This window comes from Nocardia sp. NPDC004123, from assembly GCF_053603795.1.
Genome location: NZ_JBSGGG010000014.1, coordinates 90,048 through 107,522 on the forward strand (window position 1 = coordinate 90,048; position 17,475 = coordinate 107,522).

The 17,475-nt window shown below is 65.7% G+C and carries 22 protein-coding genes; 7 read left to right on the top strand and 15 right to left on the bottom strand.

Features of this window, described 5'->3' with window-relative positions:
- Window positions 1-9: 9 nt before the first annotated feature.
- The gene (locus tag ACWEQQ_RS21355) at window positions 10-993 is read left to right on the top strand and encodes a hypothetical protein (protein ID WP_452349402.1); all 984 of its coding nucleotides are present in this window, start codon (window positions 10-12) and stop codon (window positions 991-993) included.
- Between the two features lie 13 nt (window positions 994-1,006).
- Here the strand turns inward: ACWEQQ_RS21355 and ACWEQQ_RS21360 are convergent, their stop codons facing one another.
- The 5 genes from ACWEQQ_RS21360 to ACWEQQ_RS21380 form a co-directional block, all read right to left on the bottom strand.
- Window positions 1,007-1,321, bottom strand: coding sequence for an antibiotic biosynthesis monooxygenase family protein (locus tag ACWEQQ_RS21360; protein WP_379397585.1), 315 nt, complete (start codon window positions 1,319-1,321; stop codon window positions 1,007-1,009).
- A 2-nt stretch (window positions 1,322-1,323) separates the two neighbouring features.
- A complete protein-coding gene (locus tag ACWEQQ_RS21365) occupies window positions 1,324-1,905 on the bottom strand; it encodes a TetR/AcrR family transcriptional regulator (RefSeq protein WP_452341455.1) in 582 nt (193 codons plus the stop codon).
- Window positions 1,906-2,147: 242 nt separating this feature from the next.
- A complete protein-coding gene (locus ACWEQQ_RS21370) occupies window positions 2,148-2,444 on the bottom strand; it encodes an MTH1187 family thiamine-binding protein (RefSeq protein WP_354833159.1) in 297 nt (98 codons plus the stop codon).
- The gene (locus tag ACWEQQ_RS21375; protein WP_354833161.1) at window positions 2,441-3,016 is read right to left on the bottom strand and encodes a TerD family protein; all 576 of its coding nucleotides are present in this window, start codon (window positions 3,014-3,016) and stop codon (window positions 2,441-2,443) included. The genes ACWEQQ_RS21370 and ACWEQQ_RS21375 overlap by 4 nt, the downstream gene beginning before the upstream one ends.
- 17 nt (window positions 3,017-3,033) lie before the next feature.
- A complete protein-coding gene (locus ACWEQQ_RS21380; protein ID WP_452349403.1) occupies window positions 3,034-3,513 on the bottom strand; it encodes a hypothetical protein in 480 nt (159 codons plus the stop codon).
- A 605-nt stretch (window positions 3,514-4,118) separates the two neighbouring features.
- On the opposite strand from ACWEQQ_RS21380, the gene ACWEQQ_RS21385 reads away from it, so the two are divergent.
- Window positions 4,119-5,549, top strand: a complete 1,431-nt coding sequence (locus ACWEQQ_RS21385) for a stealth family protein (RefSeq protein ID WP_452341541.1) — start codon at window positions 4,119-4,121, stop codon at window positions 5,547-5,549.
- Window positions 5,550-5,643: 94 nt separating this feature from the next.
- Here the strand turns inward: ACWEQQ_RS21385 and ACWEQQ_RS21390 are convergent, their stop codons facing one another.
- Window positions 5,644-6,735: an esterase/lipase family protein gene (locus ACWEQQ_RS21390; protein ID WP_452349404.1), complete on the bottom strand. Its 1,092-nt coding sequence runs from the start codon at window positions 6,733-6,735 to the stop codon at window positions 5,644-5,646.
- A 278-nt stretch (window positions 6,736-7,013) separates the two neighbouring features.
- On the opposite strand from ACWEQQ_RS21390, the gene ACWEQQ_RS21395 reads away from it, so the two are divergent.
- Window positions 7,014-7,394, top strand: coding sequence for a hypothetical protein (locus ACWEQQ_RS21395; protein ID WP_452349405.1), 381 nt, complete (start codon window positions 7,014-7,016; stop codon window positions 7,392-7,394).
- A gap of 343 nt (window positions 7,395-7,737) precedes the next feature.
- On the opposite strand, the gene ACWEQQ_RS21400 is transcribed toward ACWEQQ_RS21395, so the two are convergent.
- Entirely contained in the window at window positions 7,738-7,971 is a 234-nt protein-coding gene (locus ACWEQQ_RS21400) for a hypothetical protein (protein WP_452349406.1), read from the bottom strand.
- A 424-nt stretch (window positions 7,972-8,395) separates the two neighbouring features.
- On the opposite strand from ACWEQQ_RS21400, the gene ACWEQQ_RS21405 reads away from it, so the two are divergent.
- Together ACWEQQ_RS21405 and ACWEQQ_RS21410 are read left to right on the top strand one after the other, a co-directional pair.
- A complete protein-coding gene (locus tag ACWEQQ_RS21405) occupies window positions 8,396-9,259 on the top strand; it encodes a Scr1 family TA system antitoxin-like transcriptional regulator (RefSeq protein WP_452341461.1) in 864 nt (287 codons plus the stop codon).
- A 10-nt stretch (window positions 9,260-9,269) separates the two neighbouring features.
- Window positions 9,270-9,605, top strand: a complete 336-nt coding sequence (locus tag ACWEQQ_RS21410; protein ID WP_452349407.1) for a DUF397 domain-containing protein — start codon at window positions 9,270-9,272, stop codon at window positions 9,603-9,605.
- Between the two features lie 189 nt (window positions 9,606-9,794).
- Here ACWEQQ_RS21410 and ACWEQQ_RS21415 read toward each other — a convergent pair whose 3' ends face one another.
- Window positions 9,795-10,556, bottom strand: coding sequence for a MerR family transcriptional regulator (locus ACWEQQ_RS21415; RefSeq protein ID WP_452349408.1), 762 nt, complete (start codon window positions 10,554-10,556; stop codon window positions 9,795-9,797).
- Window positions 10,557-10,619: 63 nt separating this feature from the next.
- Between ACWEQQ_RS21415 and ACWEQQ_RS21420 the strand changes: the two genes are divergently transcribed.
- Window positions 10,620-11,084, top strand: coding sequence for a DUF6194 family protein (locus ACWEQQ_RS21420; RefSeq protein WP_452349409.1), 465 nt, complete (start codon window positions 10,620-10,622; stop codon window positions 11,082-11,084).
- Window positions 11,085-11,312: 228 nt separating this feature from the next.
- Here the strand turns inward: ACWEQQ_RS21420 and ACWEQQ_RS21425 are convergent, their stop codons facing one another.
- The 7 genes from ACWEQQ_RS21425 to ACWEQQ_RS21455 all read right to left on the bottom strand — a co-directional run bounded on the left by ACWEQQ_RS21425 (window position 11,313) and on the right by ACWEQQ_RS21455 (window position 16,434).
- Complete coding sequence (locus tag ACWEQQ_RS21425; protein ID WP_452341465.1) at window positions 11,313-11,573, bottom strand: hypothetical protein; 261 nt, start codon at window positions 11,571-11,573, stop codon at window positions 11,313-11,315.
- 460 nt (window positions 11,574-12,033) lie between these two features.
- On the bottom strand, window positions 12,034-12,420 hold the full coding sequence (locus ACWEQQ_RS21430) for a hypothetical protein (RefSeq protein WP_452349410.1): 387 nt from the start codon (window positions 12,418-12,420) through the stop codon (window positions 12,034-12,036).
- 442 nt (window positions 12,421-12,862) lie between these two features.
- On the bottom strand, window positions 12,863-13,261 hold the full coding sequence (locus tag ACWEQQ_RS21435) for a nuclear transport factor 2 family protein (RefSeq protein ID WP_452341467.1): 399 nt from the start codon (window positions 13,259-13,261) through the stop codon (window positions 12,863-12,865).
- 311 nt (window positions 13,262-13,572) lie between these two features.
- Window positions 13,573-14,310 carry an alpha/beta hydrolase gene (locus ACWEQQ_RS21440; RefSeq protein ID WP_452349411.1) on the bottom strand — a complete coding sequence of 246 codons (738 nt, stop codon included), beginning with the start codon at window positions 14,308-14,310 and terminating at the stop codon, window positions 13,573-13,575.
- A 682-nt stretch (window positions 14,311-14,992) separates the two neighbouring features.
- On the bottom strand, window positions 14,993-15,358 hold the full coding sequence (locus ACWEQQ_RS21445; protein ID WP_452349412.1) for a transcriptional regulator: 366 nt from the start codon (window positions 15,356-15,358) through the stop codon (window positions 14,993-14,995).
- Window positions 15,316-15,762 (bottom strand): hypothetical protein, encoded by a 447-nt coding sequence (locus ACWEQQ_RS21450; protein ID WP_452349413.1) that lies wholly within the window; start codon window positions 15,760-15,762, stop codon window positions 15,316-15,318. The genes ACWEQQ_RS21445 and ACWEQQ_RS21450 overlap by 43 nt, the downstream gene beginning before the upstream one ends.
- Window positions 15,763-16,017: 255 nt before the next feature.
- Window positions 16,018-16,434: a winged helix-turn-helix transcriptional regulator gene (locus tag ACWEQQ_RS21455; protein ID WP_379442934.1), complete on the bottom strand. Its 417-nt coding sequence runs from the start codon at window positions 16,432-16,434 to the stop codon at window positions 16,018-16,020.
- Window positions 16,435-16,531: 97 nt separating this feature from the next.
- Here ACWEQQ_RS21455 and ACWEQQ_RS21460 point away from each other — a divergent pair, with 97 nt between their 5' ends.
- Window positions 16,532-17,404 (top strand): alpha/beta fold hydrolase, encoded by an 873-nt coding sequence (locus tag ACWEQQ_RS21460; RefSeq protein WP_452349414.1) that lies wholly within the window; start codon window positions 16,532-16,534, stop codon window positions 17,402-17,404.
- Window positions 17,405-17,475 lie beyond the last annotated feature (71 nt).

The following is a 17,475-nucleotide window of genomic DNA, read 5'->3' on the forward strand; positions in this document are numbered from 1 at the left end:
GTCAGAGGGGTGCATGCTTCGGGGCGCGAATCGATTACCGAGTACTACCCGCCACGAACGGGTGCGATCATCGCGCTGGTCTTCTTCCTATCGATGACCGCGCTACCCGGTTTCGTGGTGTTCGACGGCAGTCAGCAGCTGGTCATGCGGGTGCTCGGCGGATTGGCCATGGCGTTGTTCGGTTTCGGGGTGTACGCCATGCTCGAGGATCTGCTTCGCCCGCAGCCGACCCTGCTGGTCACCGACCAGGGCTTCACCTATCGCGGGTTTCCGCATGTGGCGTGGGCGGAGGTGGAGCGGGTGCGGCTGGGCATCGGGCGGCTGCGCAAGGGCGGTCGAACGGAGATGTTCGCCGAGGTGGTGCTGCGCGATCCGGCCGAATTCCGTGACCGCGTACAGGCACTCGGCGATGTGACCATGCGCCGCAATCCGGACCGCCGGCTGTTCATCGTGGCCGAGCGGCTGCCGGTGCCGGTGCCGATGGTGGTTGATGTGATGCGGGAGCATCATCCCGGCCTGTCGGTGCGTGCCGTCGAGGACGCGCCCGCCGGCGCGCCGCCGGCCGCGCCCCGCTCACCCGATCGCGACATGGTGGAGAGCGCGCTCGTGGGCGCCCTCACCGAAGCGCTCCCCGTCGGCTGGAATGTCGCGGTCCTGTGGTTCTCCCTGGTCGGCGACGACGGCCACGCCGGCATCCAGCTGGAACTGACCGACCCCGACGCCGATCACACCGACGAGCTCCAGCCTTCCGAGGAGATCCTCACGCTCCTCAACCGGCTCAAGGAAGTCTGCTACGACCAGATGACCGGCACCTGGCTCAGCGGCCAGGTCGTCCTCCGCGCCGCCTCCACCAAGGCCGAATTCACCTTGTCCTTCAAGGAAATTCCCGACTGGCTCCCGATCCCCGAACCCGATGAATGCCGCCGCGAACTCGCCACCTACCCCCGCGCCGGCGACGAAATCCCCACCTGGCTCCGCCAGCGCATCTCCTGATCGCGCGGACCGCTCAGGGCCGGACGTTCTCGACCACGTCGGTGATCACCGAATAGGTGCTCAATACGTTGCTCTCGATCGGCGCGTGGTCGGGCCAGTCGTGTGCCGCCCGAAACGCATCCGACTCCAGATACCCGATATACGCGGCCTCATCGGCGAATTCGAGCATCGACACATAGCCGCGCCCGACCTCCCGGGCGCGCATCAGCCGCGCCCCCACCAGTCCCGGCACCGCCGACAGCGTCCCCCGCATGCTCGCCCCGAAGTTCCGTTCGAACACCTCCCGATCCGCGTCCGCCACGAACAACTCATTGACGACGACAAACATGACTACTCCTCGAGATTCAGCGCGCGACCGATGAATCGCACGGTGGTGGACAGCACCCGATCGAGACCATCCCCCGCGTCGATCCGATCGATGGCCCGTCCCAACGCCCCATCGATCAGCTCCGCGGTCAACTCCGGTTCCGGATCTCCCCGCTCGGCGAGCGCCTGCCGCAACGGTTCGGCCATTTCATGATGCGTACGCGAAATCCGCTCCCGTGCACTCTCATTCGTGAGCCCCGCCCCGCCGAGGACCGCGATCCGATGTGCCCCCGCCCCCGCCAACTCCACGGTGGTCCGCACATAGGCGATGACGCGCGCATCCGCCCCTTCGGCGGCCGCAACGGCCTCACGCACGATCCGCGCCCAGCCGGCGAACGAGTCCACCACGATCCGCGCGAGAATCTCCTCCCCAGACCGGAAGTACTTGTAGACACTGCTCCTGGCCAGCCCCGCCGCCGCCCCCACCGCCGCCGGCGTCACCGCCCCAACCCCCTTGCTCAGCAACAATTCCCGAGCCGCCGCGAGCAGCACCTGCTCCTGATTGGCCCGATGCTCCGCCACAGTCGGCGCGTCGATCCTCGGCACCTCGACCTCCCATCTTGGCGACACGGTGTCCCCAAGATAGCAGCCATGGAGACACGTTGTCGCCGCGACCCGGCCGGCAACCATGAGCTAGCACAAATCCCTACCTGGCTCCGCCAATGCATCTCGTGACCGCGGATCGACCGGGCCCCGTCGGCGTTCGAATCAGGTAGCTGTCTGCCGGTACGGGTCGTCCAGCACAACCGGGGTGCTCGCGACTTCCACCACATTCATCGGTGGCACGTCTACTCTTCGGCGAGGTAGCGCTCGACGGTTTCGACCTTGGCCTTCATGGCGTCGGTGACGCCCGGGCGGATGTCGGCTTTCAGGACGAGGCTGCAGCGTGGGGCGACTGCCATGACGGCGTCGGTGGCCTGTTTGACGACGGCCATGACCTCGTCCCATTCACCCTCGATGGTGGTGAACATGGCATTGGTCTCGTTGGGGAGGCCGCTGGCGCGGACGATCCGGACCGCTTCGGCGACGGCGCGGCCGACGTTCTCGCCGACGCCGAGCGGGGTCACGGAGAAGGCGATGATCAAACGTTCACGCCGTAGTCGCGGGCGATGCCGGCCAGGCCGGAGGCGTAGCCCTGGCCGATGGCGCGGAACTTCCACTCGGGGCCGTGGCGGTAGAGCTCGCCGAAGACCATGGCGGTTTCGGTGGACGCGTCTTCGGTGAGGTCGAAACGCGCCAGTTCGGAACTGGTCACGGCGTCGATCACGCGGATGTAGGCGTTGCGGACCTGGCCGAAGGACTGGCGGCGGACGTCGGCCTCGTGGATGGAGACCGGGAAGAAGATATTGGTGATGGTCGGCGGCATGGCGGCCAGATCGACATTGATCACCTCGTCGTCACCGTCGCCCGCCCCGGTGAGATTGTCGCCGGTGTGCTCGATGGTGCCTTCGGGGGAGCGCAGGTTGTTGTAGAAGATGAAGTGCGCGTCGGAGAGCACGCGCTGATTGGATCCGCAGGCCAGTGCGCTGGCGTCCAGGTCGTAATCGGCGCCGGTGGTGGTGCGCACGTCCCAGCCCAGCGCCACCGCGACCTTGGTCAGGTTGGGGGCCTGTTTGGACAGCGAAACGTTTCCGCCCTTGGCCAAGCTGACAGACACACGGTCTCCTTCGATACTCAGTTGCGGTCGGCCGCCATCGCTTTGAGCGTCGCGACTCGTTTCTCCAGATAGCGTAGTTCGCTGTCGTCGAGGACGGTGCGCTGAATTCCCGTGGCGACCGAGAATGCTGATTGCCGGTGGTCGTCGATCACCTCGACGGTCAATTCCACCGCCACATAGTCGTCCGCGTCCGGCATGGGATCGGCGATCACCTTGGCGGTGCCGCGGGCGCACAGCGCCACATCGCCGCCGCCCAGAATCAGCAGCGCGATCTCAGGACGTTCCCGCAGCCGCGTCAGCGAGCCGCGATCGAACTTGAGGCTGAGCAGGATTCGGCGATCACCGGCGCGCACCGGCCAGGAGACCGGGATGGCGTGCGGCGCGGGATCGGTGGTGACGAGAACCGCGATGGTGTCCTGCGGCCATTCGGGCAGGGCGTCCAGTTCGGGGTGGTCGGTCGGATGTGCTGTCGTCTCGGTGTCGTCCGGTTCCGTCACTGTCGAGGGCTCCTGACGTTCCCGCGCTCCGGCTACCATCCGCGTCACCTCACCATCGGCTCCGCACAGCGGGCTGGACTGTGCTGCCGCAAGTGTATGCCGTTGCCGCGCTGGCCCGCTGGCGTCCGATCGGGGCCCGCGGCGTGCCGGTTCCGCGAGGTTCGTCCGTTACGACTGTGAAAACACCGCCGGACCTGCGTGGAAACAGATTGACGAGAAGCGATAACGGTTGCATCATTCGTTACAGTCCCTCGACTGAACGAGGTCATGCGAGTAACCGGCCGATGACTGCCCGGTGAATATCGTCCGCCCATCCGGGTGTCGACGAACGCAGCAGCTTTTCCCAACCGGCGCGGCAGGCGCCATGTGAACGAGTGAGGTGAGTGCGAATGGGATTCCGGCCGTATCAGCGACGACCGTGGAATACACCTCGCACCGCCCTGTCCGCTCCGTTCTTCTGACTGCCCAACAGGTTTCACGACGCTGCCGGTACCGGGTCCGCCCGGCGTCCGGTCGCGCCGGTCCGGGGCTGCAGATGTGAGGTGTACAGCGCGAAGAGAGCGGAGATGGTGATGGCGGATCTGGGTTCGGGGCAGCAGCCGGAAATGGTGGAGATGGTGGGGCGCGCGACCGCGGCGAATCTGGTGGTATCGGATGCGGTCATCGATGATCTGCGTTACCTGCGTGGCGAACTGGCCGCCGCGGATGTGCCGTTCGTGCTGGTGCGCGACACCGACCATCGGCTGGTACTGGCCGTGGACAGCGGTCACCGGTCGGCCCTGAGACGGGTGCTGGGGGCCGCGATGGTCGCGGGCTTCTCCTGCAACGAGAAGCCGCACAATGTCTTCCGCCTCGGCCGCGACCTGGACCCGGCCCATCACGTGGAGCTCGAGCTGTGGGAGTACCACGGCGACACCGTCGAGTGCCCGCGCCCGAATGCCCTGACCCGCATGGTCTTCGACGTCGCCGACGTGGAACCCGCCACCGTGCTGCTCTACGACGCCAGCTGGCCCACCCTGGCGGGCATGTTCACCCCCAACCCGACCGATGTCGGCTTCGACATCGACCTGGTCTTCTCGTGGGTGGACGGCACCGACCCCGAATTCCGCGCCCGCCGTGCCGGAATGATGGCGCAGGTGGTGGTCGGCGAGGGCGACGAGGCGGACGCCCGCATCCGCCAGATCGACGAACTGCGCTACGCCCTGCGCTCGGTGCACAAGAACGCGCCGTGGATCCGGCGCATTTTCATCGCCACCGATTCCCGGATTCCGGACTGGCTGGCCGACGACCCGAAGGTCACCATTGTCCGTGCGGTGGACCATTTCTCGGATATCAGCGGCCTGCCGGTGTTCAATTCCCATGCGATCGAATGCCAACTGCAGCACATCGAGGGCTTGTCGGAGCACTTCCTCTACTCCAACGACGACATGTTCTTCGCCCGCCCCGTGCGCCCGTCCATGTTCTTCACTCCCGCGGGCATCAGCCGCTATATCGAAGCGGGCACCCGAATCGGCCCGGGCGCCAACAACGAACGCCGCAGCGGTTTCGAGAACGCGGCCCGCGTCAACCGCGCCCTGCTGACCCAGCGTTTCGGCCACGTCATCACCCGCCACCTCGAGCACACGCCGGTTCCCTTGCGCCGCAGTGTGCTCCTGGAGATGGAGCAGGTCTTCGCCGAGGATTTCGCGCGTACCCGAGCCAGCCGCTTCCGGGCCGCCACCGATATCTCGGTGACGAATTCCCTGTACCACTACTACGCCCTGCTCACGGGCCGCGCGGTCCCGCAGGAGGCCGCGAAGATGCGCTATGTGGACACCACCATGTACACGGGCCTGGCCCTGCTCGACGGCCTGGCCAAACGCCGCAACGTAGATTTCTTCTGCCTCAACGACGGCAGTTTCCCGGAGGTCCCGGAGGCCGAACGGGTCCGCGCAGTCTCGGAATTCCTGGAAACCTACTTCCCGGATCCGGCCCCCTGGGAAAAGCCGGATGCGACCGTCGGCACCATGACGGCCTTCGAGTCCGGCGCGGCCTGACCCGTCCGGGACGACGACTGTCGACCGTCCGGTGGGCGTTGCCGGTCCGGGCCCGGGTTCGGCGCGCACCCGCGCGGCGAATCCGGGCGGTCGCTCAGAGTGCGTACGGATTGAAGGTGCAGACCAGGTTCGGATGGCCGGCCGGGTCCAGGGCGTGCAGGGCGATGGACGCGGCCCGTGGGGAGTACATCATCGACAGGTGGTCGGACAGGTCGATACCGCAGTTGTCCTGCAGGGTCACATTGTTCACCGTCGCGCCGGGGCCGGCGGTCAGGAAGGTGGCGTTGTACGGGGTCGAGATCTCGTCGTGGGTGGTGGCGACGCTGGTGTAGTGCACGCCGGGGACGGTGTCGCCGGTGGCGTCGAGGGTCGAGTAGAAGCTGGATCCGGTCACCTGCTCGATCAAGCCCTGACCGACCAGCAGCTGGCTGAATCCCAGTGCGTTGAAACCCATGTCCGTCAGATGCCGGCCCAGGGTGGCGATGCCGTCGAGGGTGGTGCCGTGGTGGGTGGCGCCGAAGGTGATCAACTGGTCGACCTTCCCGGCGCCGCCGTCGAACTTCAGGTATTGGTCGGCGACCGTGCCGCCCTGGGAGTGTCCGATGATGTCGACCTGGTGTGCGCCGGTCGAGGTGAGCACCTTGTCGACGAAGGTGGCGACCTCCTTGGCTGAATCCTCCATGGGCGCAATGCCATTGACGCCCGGCACCAGCGCGCCCAGACCACCCTGCTGCAGCAGACCCTCCTGGCCGAAGTTCAGCGCGTACACGCAGAATCCGGCCGCCTTGATCTTGGGCGACAAATAGGCGAACCCGTCATAGGCGTTCATCCATGATCCGTGCAGCAGCACCACCGGCTCGGGGTGCGCCGCACTGGGTTTGCAGTTCCAGTCGTTGGCGCCGGCGGGGGCCATGTTCTCATTGGCGAGTGAGAAGGTGAACGCGGCGACGGCGTCCGTCATTTCGGGACCGTTGCCGGTCGGGATGGTGGAGTGCGGCGCACTGGAGATGCCGGTGTCCGCGAGTGCCTTGCCGGCGGTGGTCACGCCGGTGTTGATGGCGTCGACGAGGTCCTGGATCGTGGGCTGGGTAGCGGCCTGGGCGTTCACGCTGTGCGTACCGGCCATCACGGCCGCGCCCATGATCGCGGCGGCGATGCGCACGCGCATCCGCTTGCTCGTGGTCATCTGGATGTCCTTCCTGCAGGTGCCGGGCTTCACTGCCCGAACCTGGATGCCGAAGGTAGAGCTGCGGCCGCGTCCGTTCGTCCCGGTTGCCGGGGGATTCCACGTTCCAACAACGGCGCGAGTTGGTCGGTGTGAGGACCTCCAACCCCGAGATGGGTGTGTCCTCGCTCCACGCGAGTCCGCTACCGCGAGAGCGCCGGCCGTCGAGCGGTGGCGTTGATATGCGCCAATAGTGTTCGGTTGGAATCTGATTGGTGCCGCCGCCCACTCTCGGCAGCATGAAAAAGAAATTCCTCGCCGCCACCGTCCTCGCCGCCGCCTCGACCGCCACCATCCTCGGCGCCGGCCCCGCCTCCGCGGACGACGTGCACCAGATCTACTTCGCCTACGGCGCCGACAACGGCTACGTCAGCGGCCGCCTGACCGGCTTCGGCCACGACACCTACCAGGTCGACGCCCACGGCGGCCAGGTCATGGTGGTCGACGCCACCCCCTACTGGTCGGACGCGACGGTCACCATCACCGGCCCCACCGGCACCCTGTCCTACCAGCACCAGTGGACCTCGGTCACCCTGCCGGTCAACGGTTCCTACCGGCTCACGGTGTCCTCGCCCAGCCACAGCACCGTCGACTACGGCCTCAGCGTCAAGATCGACTGAATACCCGCACCATGATCCTGTGGAGCGCGCTGTCAGCGCGCTCCACATCGGCGTGTGATGCCCCCGGGTACCGCCACGGCCTTCGATTTCAGTCCGGCCGCCGGCACCTCGAGTCACGCTTTGCGCACCGATTTTGTCACTCTCGACAAGCGGTTGAACTTCTCGAAATACCGTGTGTCATCGAGACTTCCGGATGTCAGGTGGGCCGGGGCGAAGCACTCGCCATTGCAGAGAGTGACTCGCCCGGTCGAACTGATCCCGGTGATGATGCAGTCGGCGTCGTCCCTTCCGGTCATCCGGAACCGCACGGGCGCACCTACTTTCACCCAATCGGGCAGTCTGATCATGGTCGCCGCCCCTTGTGCTCGCGCTCGTCGCGCAACCGCACGAGGTGTCGGCGCAGCGCGCAGCCGGCCTTCTCGCACGCCTCACTATGGGCCTGCAAGAGGGCTTCGATCTCTCGATCGGAGAACACCGCCCAGGGTGAGGGCTGCGCATGCCAGGACGGATGGGCGCGCAGCGACGCCGCCCGGTCGTGCCCGGGTGGATCGGCAGGCGCGATATAGGGATTGGTCATCATCGACTCCGGGTCGTCTGACGGGAAGAGGGCACGTTGTCACCACGCGCGGTGTCTGCCACGCACGCGGTGGCGGTTATGTAGCGGCACGCGGGCAAATCTGCCCGCAACCAGCGCCGCGTGGCCCGGTGCAGCCGTACGGGCATCGCCGAATCCCCACCGTGCGACAGCCAGAAGTGCAGTTCCCGTAGCGGTAATCAGAAGTAAAAACCAAATGTCCCAAACCATTACGCCAGCTCCTCGCTGAATGCGCTTGCGGATCTTGGGTTTCGATGCCGTGCGGTCCATGTGCCGCCTCGGCTTGTGAAATGTTGTTCAAATCACACGTTACGCCTAGTTGTTACAACCAGCAAGCCTTGAAGCGGCACTTCGGATCTGGCCGGTGCTATACGGTGTTGGCGGTTTCTTCGCAGGAAGGATCGAGATGACTGGTACGTCTCCAACGGTCGCCAACTGGGAGTTGATGCTGCGCATCAGGAACCGGGCTGACGATCGCGGAGTGAAGACAAGCACGATCGCGAAGGCGCTCGATGTCAGCCAGCAGTACTGGTCCGCACTCACCCGGGGGCGAGGCACGCTCGCCGAGGACAAGCTGAAGGACCTCATGGGTCTGCTCGAGTTCGACGTCGACGAACGAGCAGAGTTGTTGGCGCTACGCGACATTGCGAAGGGGCGCCATCCGTTCGCCGAGTATTCCGCCCTGTTCAACGAACAGCTCATGCGCTACTACGGACTGGAGGCCGGTGCGCAGAGTATCCGCAGCTTCGAGAACATCGTGATACCCGGTCTGCTCCAGATCGAGGACTACACGCGCGTTCTCATGAAGGCCCGGGTAACCACCGGTAGGCCAACCGAGGTCGAGCCACGTGTCAGCGCGCGGCTCCGTCGGCAGCGGCTACTCGAAGGTCCCGATCCGCTCGAGCTATCCGTGGTGATGGGGCAGGCGGCCCTGATGTACAAGGTCGGCAACGACGACATCCGTAGCAGGCAACTGCAGCACCTGATAGAGATGGCAGAGAGGCATTCGGGCACTCTCGACATCCGCGTCATTCCGTACGAGGCGGGCGGCGCTATCGCGAGTCTCAACTCCGCGACCTTTCACCTGTTGGACTTCAAGAGTGCGCGCCTTCCCACGCTGGGCTGGATCGAAGCCGCTGCCTACTTCGAGATCGTCGATGATCCGAAGCGAGTCACCGCACTCGAGTACCTCTTCGAGCAGATCCAATCGATCGCACTCGACCATCAGCGCTCGCTCGAGCTGATCAAGGAGATTGCCCGCCAGAACTAAGGTGAAAACCGTGAGTGCCGAATTCTTCAAGTCCACCTTCAGCGGCGGGGACGGTACCTGCGTCGAGGTCGCCCACGGCGCTGACCGTGTACTGCTCCGCGACAGCAAGTACACAGGCCCGTCTCACGATCAACCGACGCTCGCGATCGCCCCAGAACTCTGGCCCGCCTTTCTGGATCTCGTGCTGAGTGGCAACTCCGGCCGAATCGGTGAACACCTGTCCGTCACCCTCTCCGCCGCTGGCGGTGCGACGCTGACCAACCCCCACGGCACCACCCTCGATTACAACCCCGCCGAATGGTCCGCCTTCGCCAAGGGTGTCGCCAACGCCGAATTTGGTCGCTGACAACATGTTTCGTAGACGCGTCGGCTCGGATGTGCTCTGGTCGCCGGATGGCTCGCGGGTTCGTATCGCGGCGGCTGACGTGGTCAACTATTGGTACGGCGAAAATCCATGCTGCACAGGGCAGCCGGGGTCGTAGGTCGTGCGGAGCGGCGCGGTGTGCAACTGTAGCGCCGCAAGCGCATTCTTCTGTCAGTCCGAAACCTTCGGTCCTTCAAGAGAAGTCGATCTTCCCTCATCGCCCGCCGCCGAAATGGCTGTGCTGAGTGCCGCCGTGCCCTCGAACAGTGCCCGGGACCGGTTCTCGATGCTCTTGTCCCGCGCGGCCAGCCCGGCCATCACCGCGTCCCACCGCCGCGCACCCCGGAACTGCGGCATCAACTCCTGCAACTGCGGAATCCGGTACCCCGCGGCCCGCAACTGATGCACGATCCGGGCATCCCGCACCTCGGCCGGCGCGTATCTGCGCGCACCCCGGCTGTCCCCACGTCCCGGCACAACCAGTCCCATCGCGTCCCAGTGCCGCAGCGTGGAGGCCCGCACTCCCAGTGCCCCCGCCAACTCGGTCACGCCTATCTCGTCCGAGGGCCGCGCATCCGTGATGGGTTCTTCGGCGATCAACCTGGCTGCGGCCCTTGCGATTTCGAGTTCCCGCCGCTCGCCGTCGAGCCGCCCGTGCACTGCATCCAGTAACGCGAGCATCTCGGGGCCGGCTCCGGCCTGCGCGGCCCGCATGATCTGCTTGGCCGCCCCCGGCCCCGCGCCCGCCGCCAGACTCCGGTATGCCCGCACGGACCACAGATGGGCTTCGCCGTACATCCGGTAGCCGGCGTCCGTGCGGATCGCCGGCGGCAGCACGCCCTCGTTCTCCAGGTTGCGGACCTGCTGCACCGAGCACCCCGCAAGCCGCGCCACATCCACGGTCCGCAATCGTCCCGAGTTGCGACTTCGCAACTCCCCACCTCCCTATATCCAGGGAAAAGTCCACACAAGCACTTCAATGTAACGCTGTAACTCATGACCATCGAAGACCTGGCCATATACATCGAATCCCTCGGCGGCGTCCTCACCCTCCACCCGGCCCCCGGCGACGGCACCCCCGAAATCGCCTGGGGCGATTACTTCTTCTACTACGCCCCCGACGGCGTCACCCCTACCACGGTCCAGCCCTTCGCCACCCTCGTCACGAAGGACTACCCCGACGACGCCACCTCTCAGCTCGGCCGCCCCAACACGTTCCGTCTGAACATCAACACATCAAGGGCCGAGTTCATCGAGTGGACAGGCCACACTCCCCGCGAATCAGGCTCCCTCGACCCGACCACCACCGACACCCTGATCCCCCACCCTGTCTACGCCTCAGCCGCCTGGCTAGCCGTCGTCAACCCCGGCCCCCGAACCGAGGCCCCAATCCGAACCCTCCTCCGAAACGCCCACAATCGAGCCCGCACCCGCTACGACCGCCACACCGAACCCAACTGACAGCCGCGCATCGGCACCCTCCCGCGGCGGCAGACGAACAACCTCGGCAGCCGCCCAGAGGACATCGGCGCGCGACAGCCCCGCCGCCCGCAATGAGTTTGGGACCACCTTGTGGCACGAGTGCCAGGCCGTCCATCTCGGCCCGCTCAGACCACGCCTGTGGCAAGCAGGGGCGCTGCGGGCAGATCGAACGAAACCGAGGATGGACGGCCTTTACGCGAGATCGGATCAGAGGCAGGTGGCGGGGCTGTTGCACGGCCGATCAGCACTGCCGGTGAGGAGGTTGAGGAGGTTGATCACGGCACTGCCGCTGTCCGGTGTGTAGATCGGCTGCGCGACGGCTGGCTGGTTCGCGGGCGCTGCGAGTTCCAGGGGAACCCCGTCGACCGACGTGGGAGAGGCGGCGGCGACCGCGGAGCCCGCCGCGATCGCGGCGGCGGCAACCGTGGCCACCAGGCCGGTACGGAGAGCTGAGCGAACGGTAGTCATCGTGTGGAAACCCATCTGTTGGAATGGAAAGCCCTCGCAACTGTTCCAAGATCGCTGTCCCGCAGACAGCCACGGGTTCTGGTGCCCCGATCAGACGGGGCACGACGTGCTTCGAATTCATGGCGCTTCAGCACGCGCGCCCAATGGACGATGCTCGAGTCCTGAACGGCGAGCTCGAAGGTCCGCGTCGGGAGATACGAATGCAGCCGCATTCCCAGACTTCCGATCACCCGGATCAGCCGATCCTCACCAGCACCGAGTTGGTCGAGCACAGCCTGTGACAGGGCGTCGACCGAGACCGCCTGGGCGGCACCGAGATCGATTCCGGCTTGGCGGCCACGCGTCGCCGGAAACAAAGGTTCCCATCCTCACGGATGGAATCGGGCCTCCGTCGTCGAGCAGCCATGTCCGATCCGCCTACCTCCGCGTTCCACAGAGACACACATCATTTCGACCGCGATCATGTCGGCTGCACCGCTGTGCGCTGAGGCGCCGAGCTCTCGAGTTGTTCGACGGCCGTGTCGATGACATTGCCGATGTGGGAGTCGGCTCCTGTTGCGAGTTGCAGCAAGGTTGCGCCGTGGATACCGGCTACCAGTGAATGGGCGATCGCGTCGGCGTCGACGTGTGCACCAATGAGTCCCTCGGCCTGCATCTGATGGATCCCGGCCCGAATACGGCTTTGGAGTCGTCCGGCAGTCTCCGCGATCAATGCGCGGGCCCCGGAGCCTTGGCTCGTCTGGCCAGGAGCGGTGCTGTTCGCGGTTGGAATCGTGGCGATGTTGGCGGTGAGATTTCGTGCACAGCATCGGATGCGGCCGAAAATCGAACGGCCGGAGGAACTCACCGACCGAACTCGTGCGCAGCGAGAGCGGATGCGCAAGCAGCGCAACGGGCAGTGACGTGGTTCGAGGACACAGTTCTCGTCGACTGTGGTTGCCGGGACATCCAGCCGCGAACTCCGCATCGAAATGCCACACCGCATAACGACGGCCATGGTCGACAACGACACCATCGCGGCGCCCTCCTGACACACCGCCCGTACCGGAGGCCCGGACACCAACCGCGCGGGCGAACCAGCCCGACATGATCACGCGCCGTAGACCTTCGGTCCACCGGATGGCCCGTCGAACGGCGCACTATGCGGCATTACCTGCACTGACGACGTTCGGTCGGCGGGCTCAGATAGCACCTGCCAGTTGATCTTCCACGCACTCGCGCTGGCCGGTTCGGTCAACGCGGTATGCGGTGCGGGCTCAGGCGGTCATCGTAGAGCCGCCAAGTGTCTCTCATCCTTTTGCCCAGGCCCAGGCCGTTAAGCGCCAGTCGGTGCCGACCTTGTCCAGTGCCGCAGTGAAGACCGCGCCGGTTTGCGTGACCTGCTCGCCCTGAAGGGTGTACGAGAAGGTGGCCGGAACGACGACATACCCGAAGTCGCCGGTGACATCGACATGCCGCGGCTCACCGAGATCGATGCGGTAGCCGGAAGCCCCGACGTGTTCAGCCTCGGCAAGCGCGGCCCGCCACCAGTCCGCTGCGGCTGTCGGCCCCTGCCACACATGTGGCGACATTCCGTCCAGAATCTGCATCGGGTCAGCGCACGCCGCTGCCATCGCCTTCTCGTCACCGTTGTTGAAAGCGTCGACATACTGGCGCACCACCGCCATCGGATCGTTGGAGCTGGGCACGGTAGGTCTCCTCTCTCGCAGTGACTTCACTCATTGACCGCTGAGAGTGATTCGTAGCTGCCGTGCCGATGGCCGTACATCAATACGGTCGCTGTCGCGACGATGTAACAAGCGTCCCCGACACCCCCAGCCAGGCGCCTACCGAAACGCCAGGATGCGAGACGCCGGCAACCAGCCAGACACCCAGCGCGATCAGCGGCATGACCGTGCATTGACTGCGGCCACCGCTATCGAGGAAGGGCCGAGACCTGTCCTCGATAGCGGCGTCCTGGCCGACTGCTCCTAGCGTCTGGCGGCCTGACGGGCTGGCCCTACTTCAGGTGTCGGGCGAAGAACCCGTTCCCCTCTTCCCCCGCGTGCTGCGGGACGCCGAGGTGCCCGCCCATGTTGGCGTTCAGCGTCTTCTCCTTGGAGCCGAAGGCGTCGAACAGGTCCAGCGCCATCTGCCGGTGGTGTCCTTCGTCGTCCCATTGCAGCAGGACGTGCAGCGGGATGGTGACCTGCCGGGCCTCCTCGATGATGGTGCGGGGCACGAAGCTCCCGGCGAATAGAACGGCGGCCGAGATGCGCGGCTCGACCGCTGCCAGCCGGGTGCCGATCGAGATCACCCCGCCTGCATACCCGACCGGGCCGCCGATCTCGGGCAGTGCGAGAAGGGCGTCCAGGGTGGCCTGCCATTCCGGGACAGCCTGGTCGACCAGCGGGAGAATGAGCCGGTCGACGATGTCGTCGGTGACCGGCTCGCCGGCCTGCAGCGCCCGCTGTAGATCGGCGCGGGCCTGATCGGTGGCAGCGGAACGGGGCCGCTCGCCGCTGCCGGGGAGCTCGATGGCAGCCGCGGCGTAGCCTTCCGCCCCGGCGTGCCGGGCCCGGGCCAGCAGTCGCGGGTATGCCTTGCGCAGCCCGAGGGGAGGGGGGCCGAGCAGGATCAGCGGGACCGGTGCGGATACGGACGCGGGCGTCCACAGGATGCCGGGGATCTCGCCGAGGGTGAATTCACGCTCGAGGATGCTGTCGTCATCGAGGTGCTTTTCGGAAGTGAAGTGCATGGTCGTGTCTTCTTTCGGGAGTGCTGCTGAACGGCGCTCCCGGACGACCTATCGCCCGACCGTGACCCCTGAGGGGAGCACCCATGTCGATACTGCGTTCACGGGTACCACCTCCTCGGCCTCTTGCACGGTCTCCGGAAAGCTAGCAGTGGTCGCTGTAGTCCGCCAACAGGTTTTTCGGTGACTCCGCGACCGGATGAATCGTTCGGAATGCACGCAATTCGGCATTACGGTGCAGTGCCGACGGCCGTGCGTTACCCGAGATGGTCTCTGCCCGTTGATCTTCGAGGTCGCCGCGTGGCCGATCCGAGCCGCGCGCCACGCGGCAGGAGCGTGCGCTGCCATGCGGGCATGGACGGCCAGCCCAACCGTTCTAAACATGCACTACAGCTGAGGAATTGGCGCGAAATCGCTGTTCTACAGCGGATTGTGCGGGATTGCACCGGTCGAACGGAACTCGGCATGTGTAGACACTGGCCGGCCTCGGTTCGGCAACGGCCGGTTGATCTTCCGCGGTGCCGCGCTGACCGATTCGGTCAGCGCGACCAGCGGCAGAATAGTGCGTTCGGCAGATCAGGCTTCGAATCGCCGCGGGCCTGGATGTGTCCCTGGCTATTCGGCGGAAGACCACTGGTGCGACATCCCGCCATCAGCCCACAGCTACACTTCTTTCCCAGCGCGATCAGGATCTACCAGACGGTGAGTCCGGCTCGCCCGCCGCCTTCCGTGCCTGTTGTGCGAGTGCGGTGAGGGCGTTCAAGTGTTCGTGATAGGCCGTGCGGCCGCGGTCGGTCAATGCGAGCCATGTCTTGGGCCGCCGCCCGACATATCCCTTCGTGATCGTGATATATCCGGCGGCCTCGAGGACGGTCATCGCCTTCGACAACGTGGACTTGTTCATCTCGCACAGGTCGGTGATCATGCCGAACTCGGCCTCGCGGCATCCGTCCAGAAACGCAACCACTTTCAGGCGCGGCAGCGAACCCAGCAGCTCGCTCAGCTCCGTCACGACGCGGCCCGTGGTTGGGTCAGCTGGAACCACATCCATGCGCCCATGATCACAGCGGACGCGATAGTCATCCATCCGGGCATGGCACCGAGCAGGGTGACGCCGACAAATGGCGGAAGCCAGCCCAAAGCCACTCGCTTCCATCGCTGCACCGGTTGCTCGGCCAGAGACCGGGGAACGACACCACCGTTGCGCCATTCTCGAAGCACCCACGCCACGAAGGCACCGAATGCAACCGTCACAACGATTCCGGCAACCCCACGAACGGTGATCGCGCGATCGATGGGCATGGCGACCGCGTCGCCGATCAGGAAGAACGAGCAGAAACACAGCAGCGCCCCCGCCGTTGGCACCCAGCGGGGCCGGGCCGGCGCGCTGCGCGCTCGACGAGTGGTGGCCGAGGCGATGTCGAGTGCGTCCTGTGGTGCCAATGCGTCGCTCACTATCGCAGCATAATCAACTAGTTTCCATCCGCCAACTAGTGTCTCGACTTTTCTCGGGACAGGTATCCGGCGCCAGCGCGGCCACGAAACCGAACCACCGCAAGGCCGCAAGCCCATTCGATCCCGAACCGGCCTGCTGCACAGCGGACTTCGTGAAAAGGCCGGGCCTCCACTGAACGGTGAAGCGGTGCCTGCCCACCTGCGACCAGCGCGACTCGACCAGCACGATCAGCGGCATGAGCGTGTGTTGGGAAGCTATTCGCTGGCGGTTGGGTCGGCTTGTGCGTCGTTGACGGTGTTGGCGTAATCGATCTCGGCCATATGGTCCTCGGCCCAGGTGCGCAAAGCCGCCAAGGGGATCTCCAGGGACAAGCCAAGTTCGGTGAGCCGGTAGTGCACGCGTGGTGGCACTGTCGGCTCCACTCGACGGGTGACCAGACCGTCGCGGGCCAGGTTGTGCAGGGTCACCGACAGCATCTTCTGGGATACACCGGGCATTCGCCGCCGCAGCTCGGCGAAGCGCACCTCACCCGGGGCGGCCTGCGCGAGGACCTTGACCACCATCGACGTCCATTTGGTGCCGATGCGGTCCAGTAATTGCCGTGTCGGGCATTGGGAATCGAACAGATCACCGCGAACCGGCGTCTTCGCGTGCGCTGATCGAGTAGTCACCTGGACCTCACCACCTGTAGCCGAAGTGCCTTCTTGGCAGCCTAACTGAGGTTACCTATCGTTTCCTGGTAACCAATGGTAACCGCAAGGAGGTCCCATGACCCACACGCCACCACTGCAAACCGCCCCTATCGAGCTGCGCCGGATCGAGACCAACGGCATCCGCGCCAACGTCGCCATCGCCGGCTCCGGCCCCGCAGTCGTTCTGCTGCACGGCTTTCCCCACACCTGGCGACTCTGGAGCGAGATCATCGGCCCGCTGTCCGAGCACTACCGGATCATCGCCCCGGACCTGCGTGGGTTCGGCGCCACCAGCCGTGCATCGGACGGCTACGACGCCGGTACGCTGGCCGCCGATACGGCCGGGATCCTCGATGCCCTCGGCGAACCCACCGCGGCCGTGGTCGCGATCGATGCCGGCACCCCGGTCGCGGTCCTGCTCGCCCTGCGCCACTCCGACCGGGTACGACGGCTGGTGGTCATGGAAGCCTTGCTGGGCACGCTCCCCGGCGCCGAGGACTTCCTCACCGCGGGTCCGCCGTGGTGGTTCGGCTTTCACGCCGTCCCCGGTCTCGCCGAAACGGTTCTGCCCGGCCACGAGGCACAGTATGTCGAATGGTTTCTCACCACCGGCACCCGTGGCCGAGGTGTGCGGGCCGATATCCGCGACGCGTTCGTCGATGCCTACACCGGTGAAGACGCCCTACGTTGCGCCTTCTCCTACTACCGGGCACTGCCGACCAGCGCACGACAGATCGATCACGCCGTGGCAGCCGACCGACTCACCACACCCACCCTGGCGATCGGTGCCCACCCGGTCGGCGACGCACTCGAGCAGCAACTTCGCCCTATCGCCGATACCCTTGCAGGACACGTCATTCCGGATTGTGGCCACATCATCCCGCTGGACCGTCCGCAAGAACTGCTCAACCTCATAACCCCCTTCCTCGCCGCCGACCAACCTGCCTGACCACGCATCCGCAAAGCCCCCCATGAGGCCATCCCCGGGTACAACACTCCATCCGGCATTCGGTGGTTGCG

Coding starts and splice junctions, on each gene's coding strand:
- ACWEQQ_RS21420 (WP_452349409.1), top strand. CDS start 10,620: ATGACCATCGAAGACCTGGCCATATACATCGAATCCCTCGGCGGCGTC.
- ACWEQQ_RS21385 (WP_452341541.1), top strand. CDS start 4,119: ATGGTGGAGATGGTGGGGCGCGCGACCGCGGCGAATCTGGTGGTATCG.
- ACWEQQ_RS21460 (WP_452349414.1), top strand. CDS start 16,532: ATGACCCACACGCCACCACTGCAAACCGCCCCTATCGAGCTGCGCCGG.
- ACWEQQ_RS21360 (WP_379397585.1), bottom strand. CDS start 1,321: ATGTTTGTCGTCGTCAATGAGTTGTTCGTGGCGGACGCGGATCGGGAG.
- ACWEQQ_RS21440 (WP_452349411.1), bottom strand. CDS start 14,310: ATGCACTTCACTTCCGAAAAGCACCTCGATGACGACAGCATCCTCGAG.
- ACWEQQ_RS21445 (WP_452349412.1), bottom strand. CDS start 15,358: ATGGATGTGGTTCCAGCTGACCCAACCACGGGCCGCGTCGTGACGGAG.
- ACWEQQ_RS21390 (WP_452349404.1), bottom strand. CDS start 6,735: ATGACCACGAGCAAGCGGATGCGCGTGCGCATCGCCGCCGCGATCATG.
- ACWEQQ_RS21400 (WP_452349406.1), bottom strand. CDS start 7,971: ATGACCAATCCCTATATCGCGCCTGCCGATCCACCCGGGCACGACCGG.
- ACWEQQ_RS21425 (WP_452341465.1), bottom strand. CDS start 11,573: ATGACTACCGTTCGCTCAGCTCTCCGTACCGGCCTGGTGGCCACGGTT.
- ACWEQQ_RS21405 (WP_452341461.1), top strand. CDS start 8,396: ATGACTGGTACGTCTCCAACGGTCGCCAACTGGGAGTTGATGCTGCGC.
- ACWEQQ_RS21395 (WP_452349405.1), top strand. CDS start 7,014: ATGAAAAAGAAATTCCTCGCCGCCACCGTCCTCGCCGCCGCCTCGACC.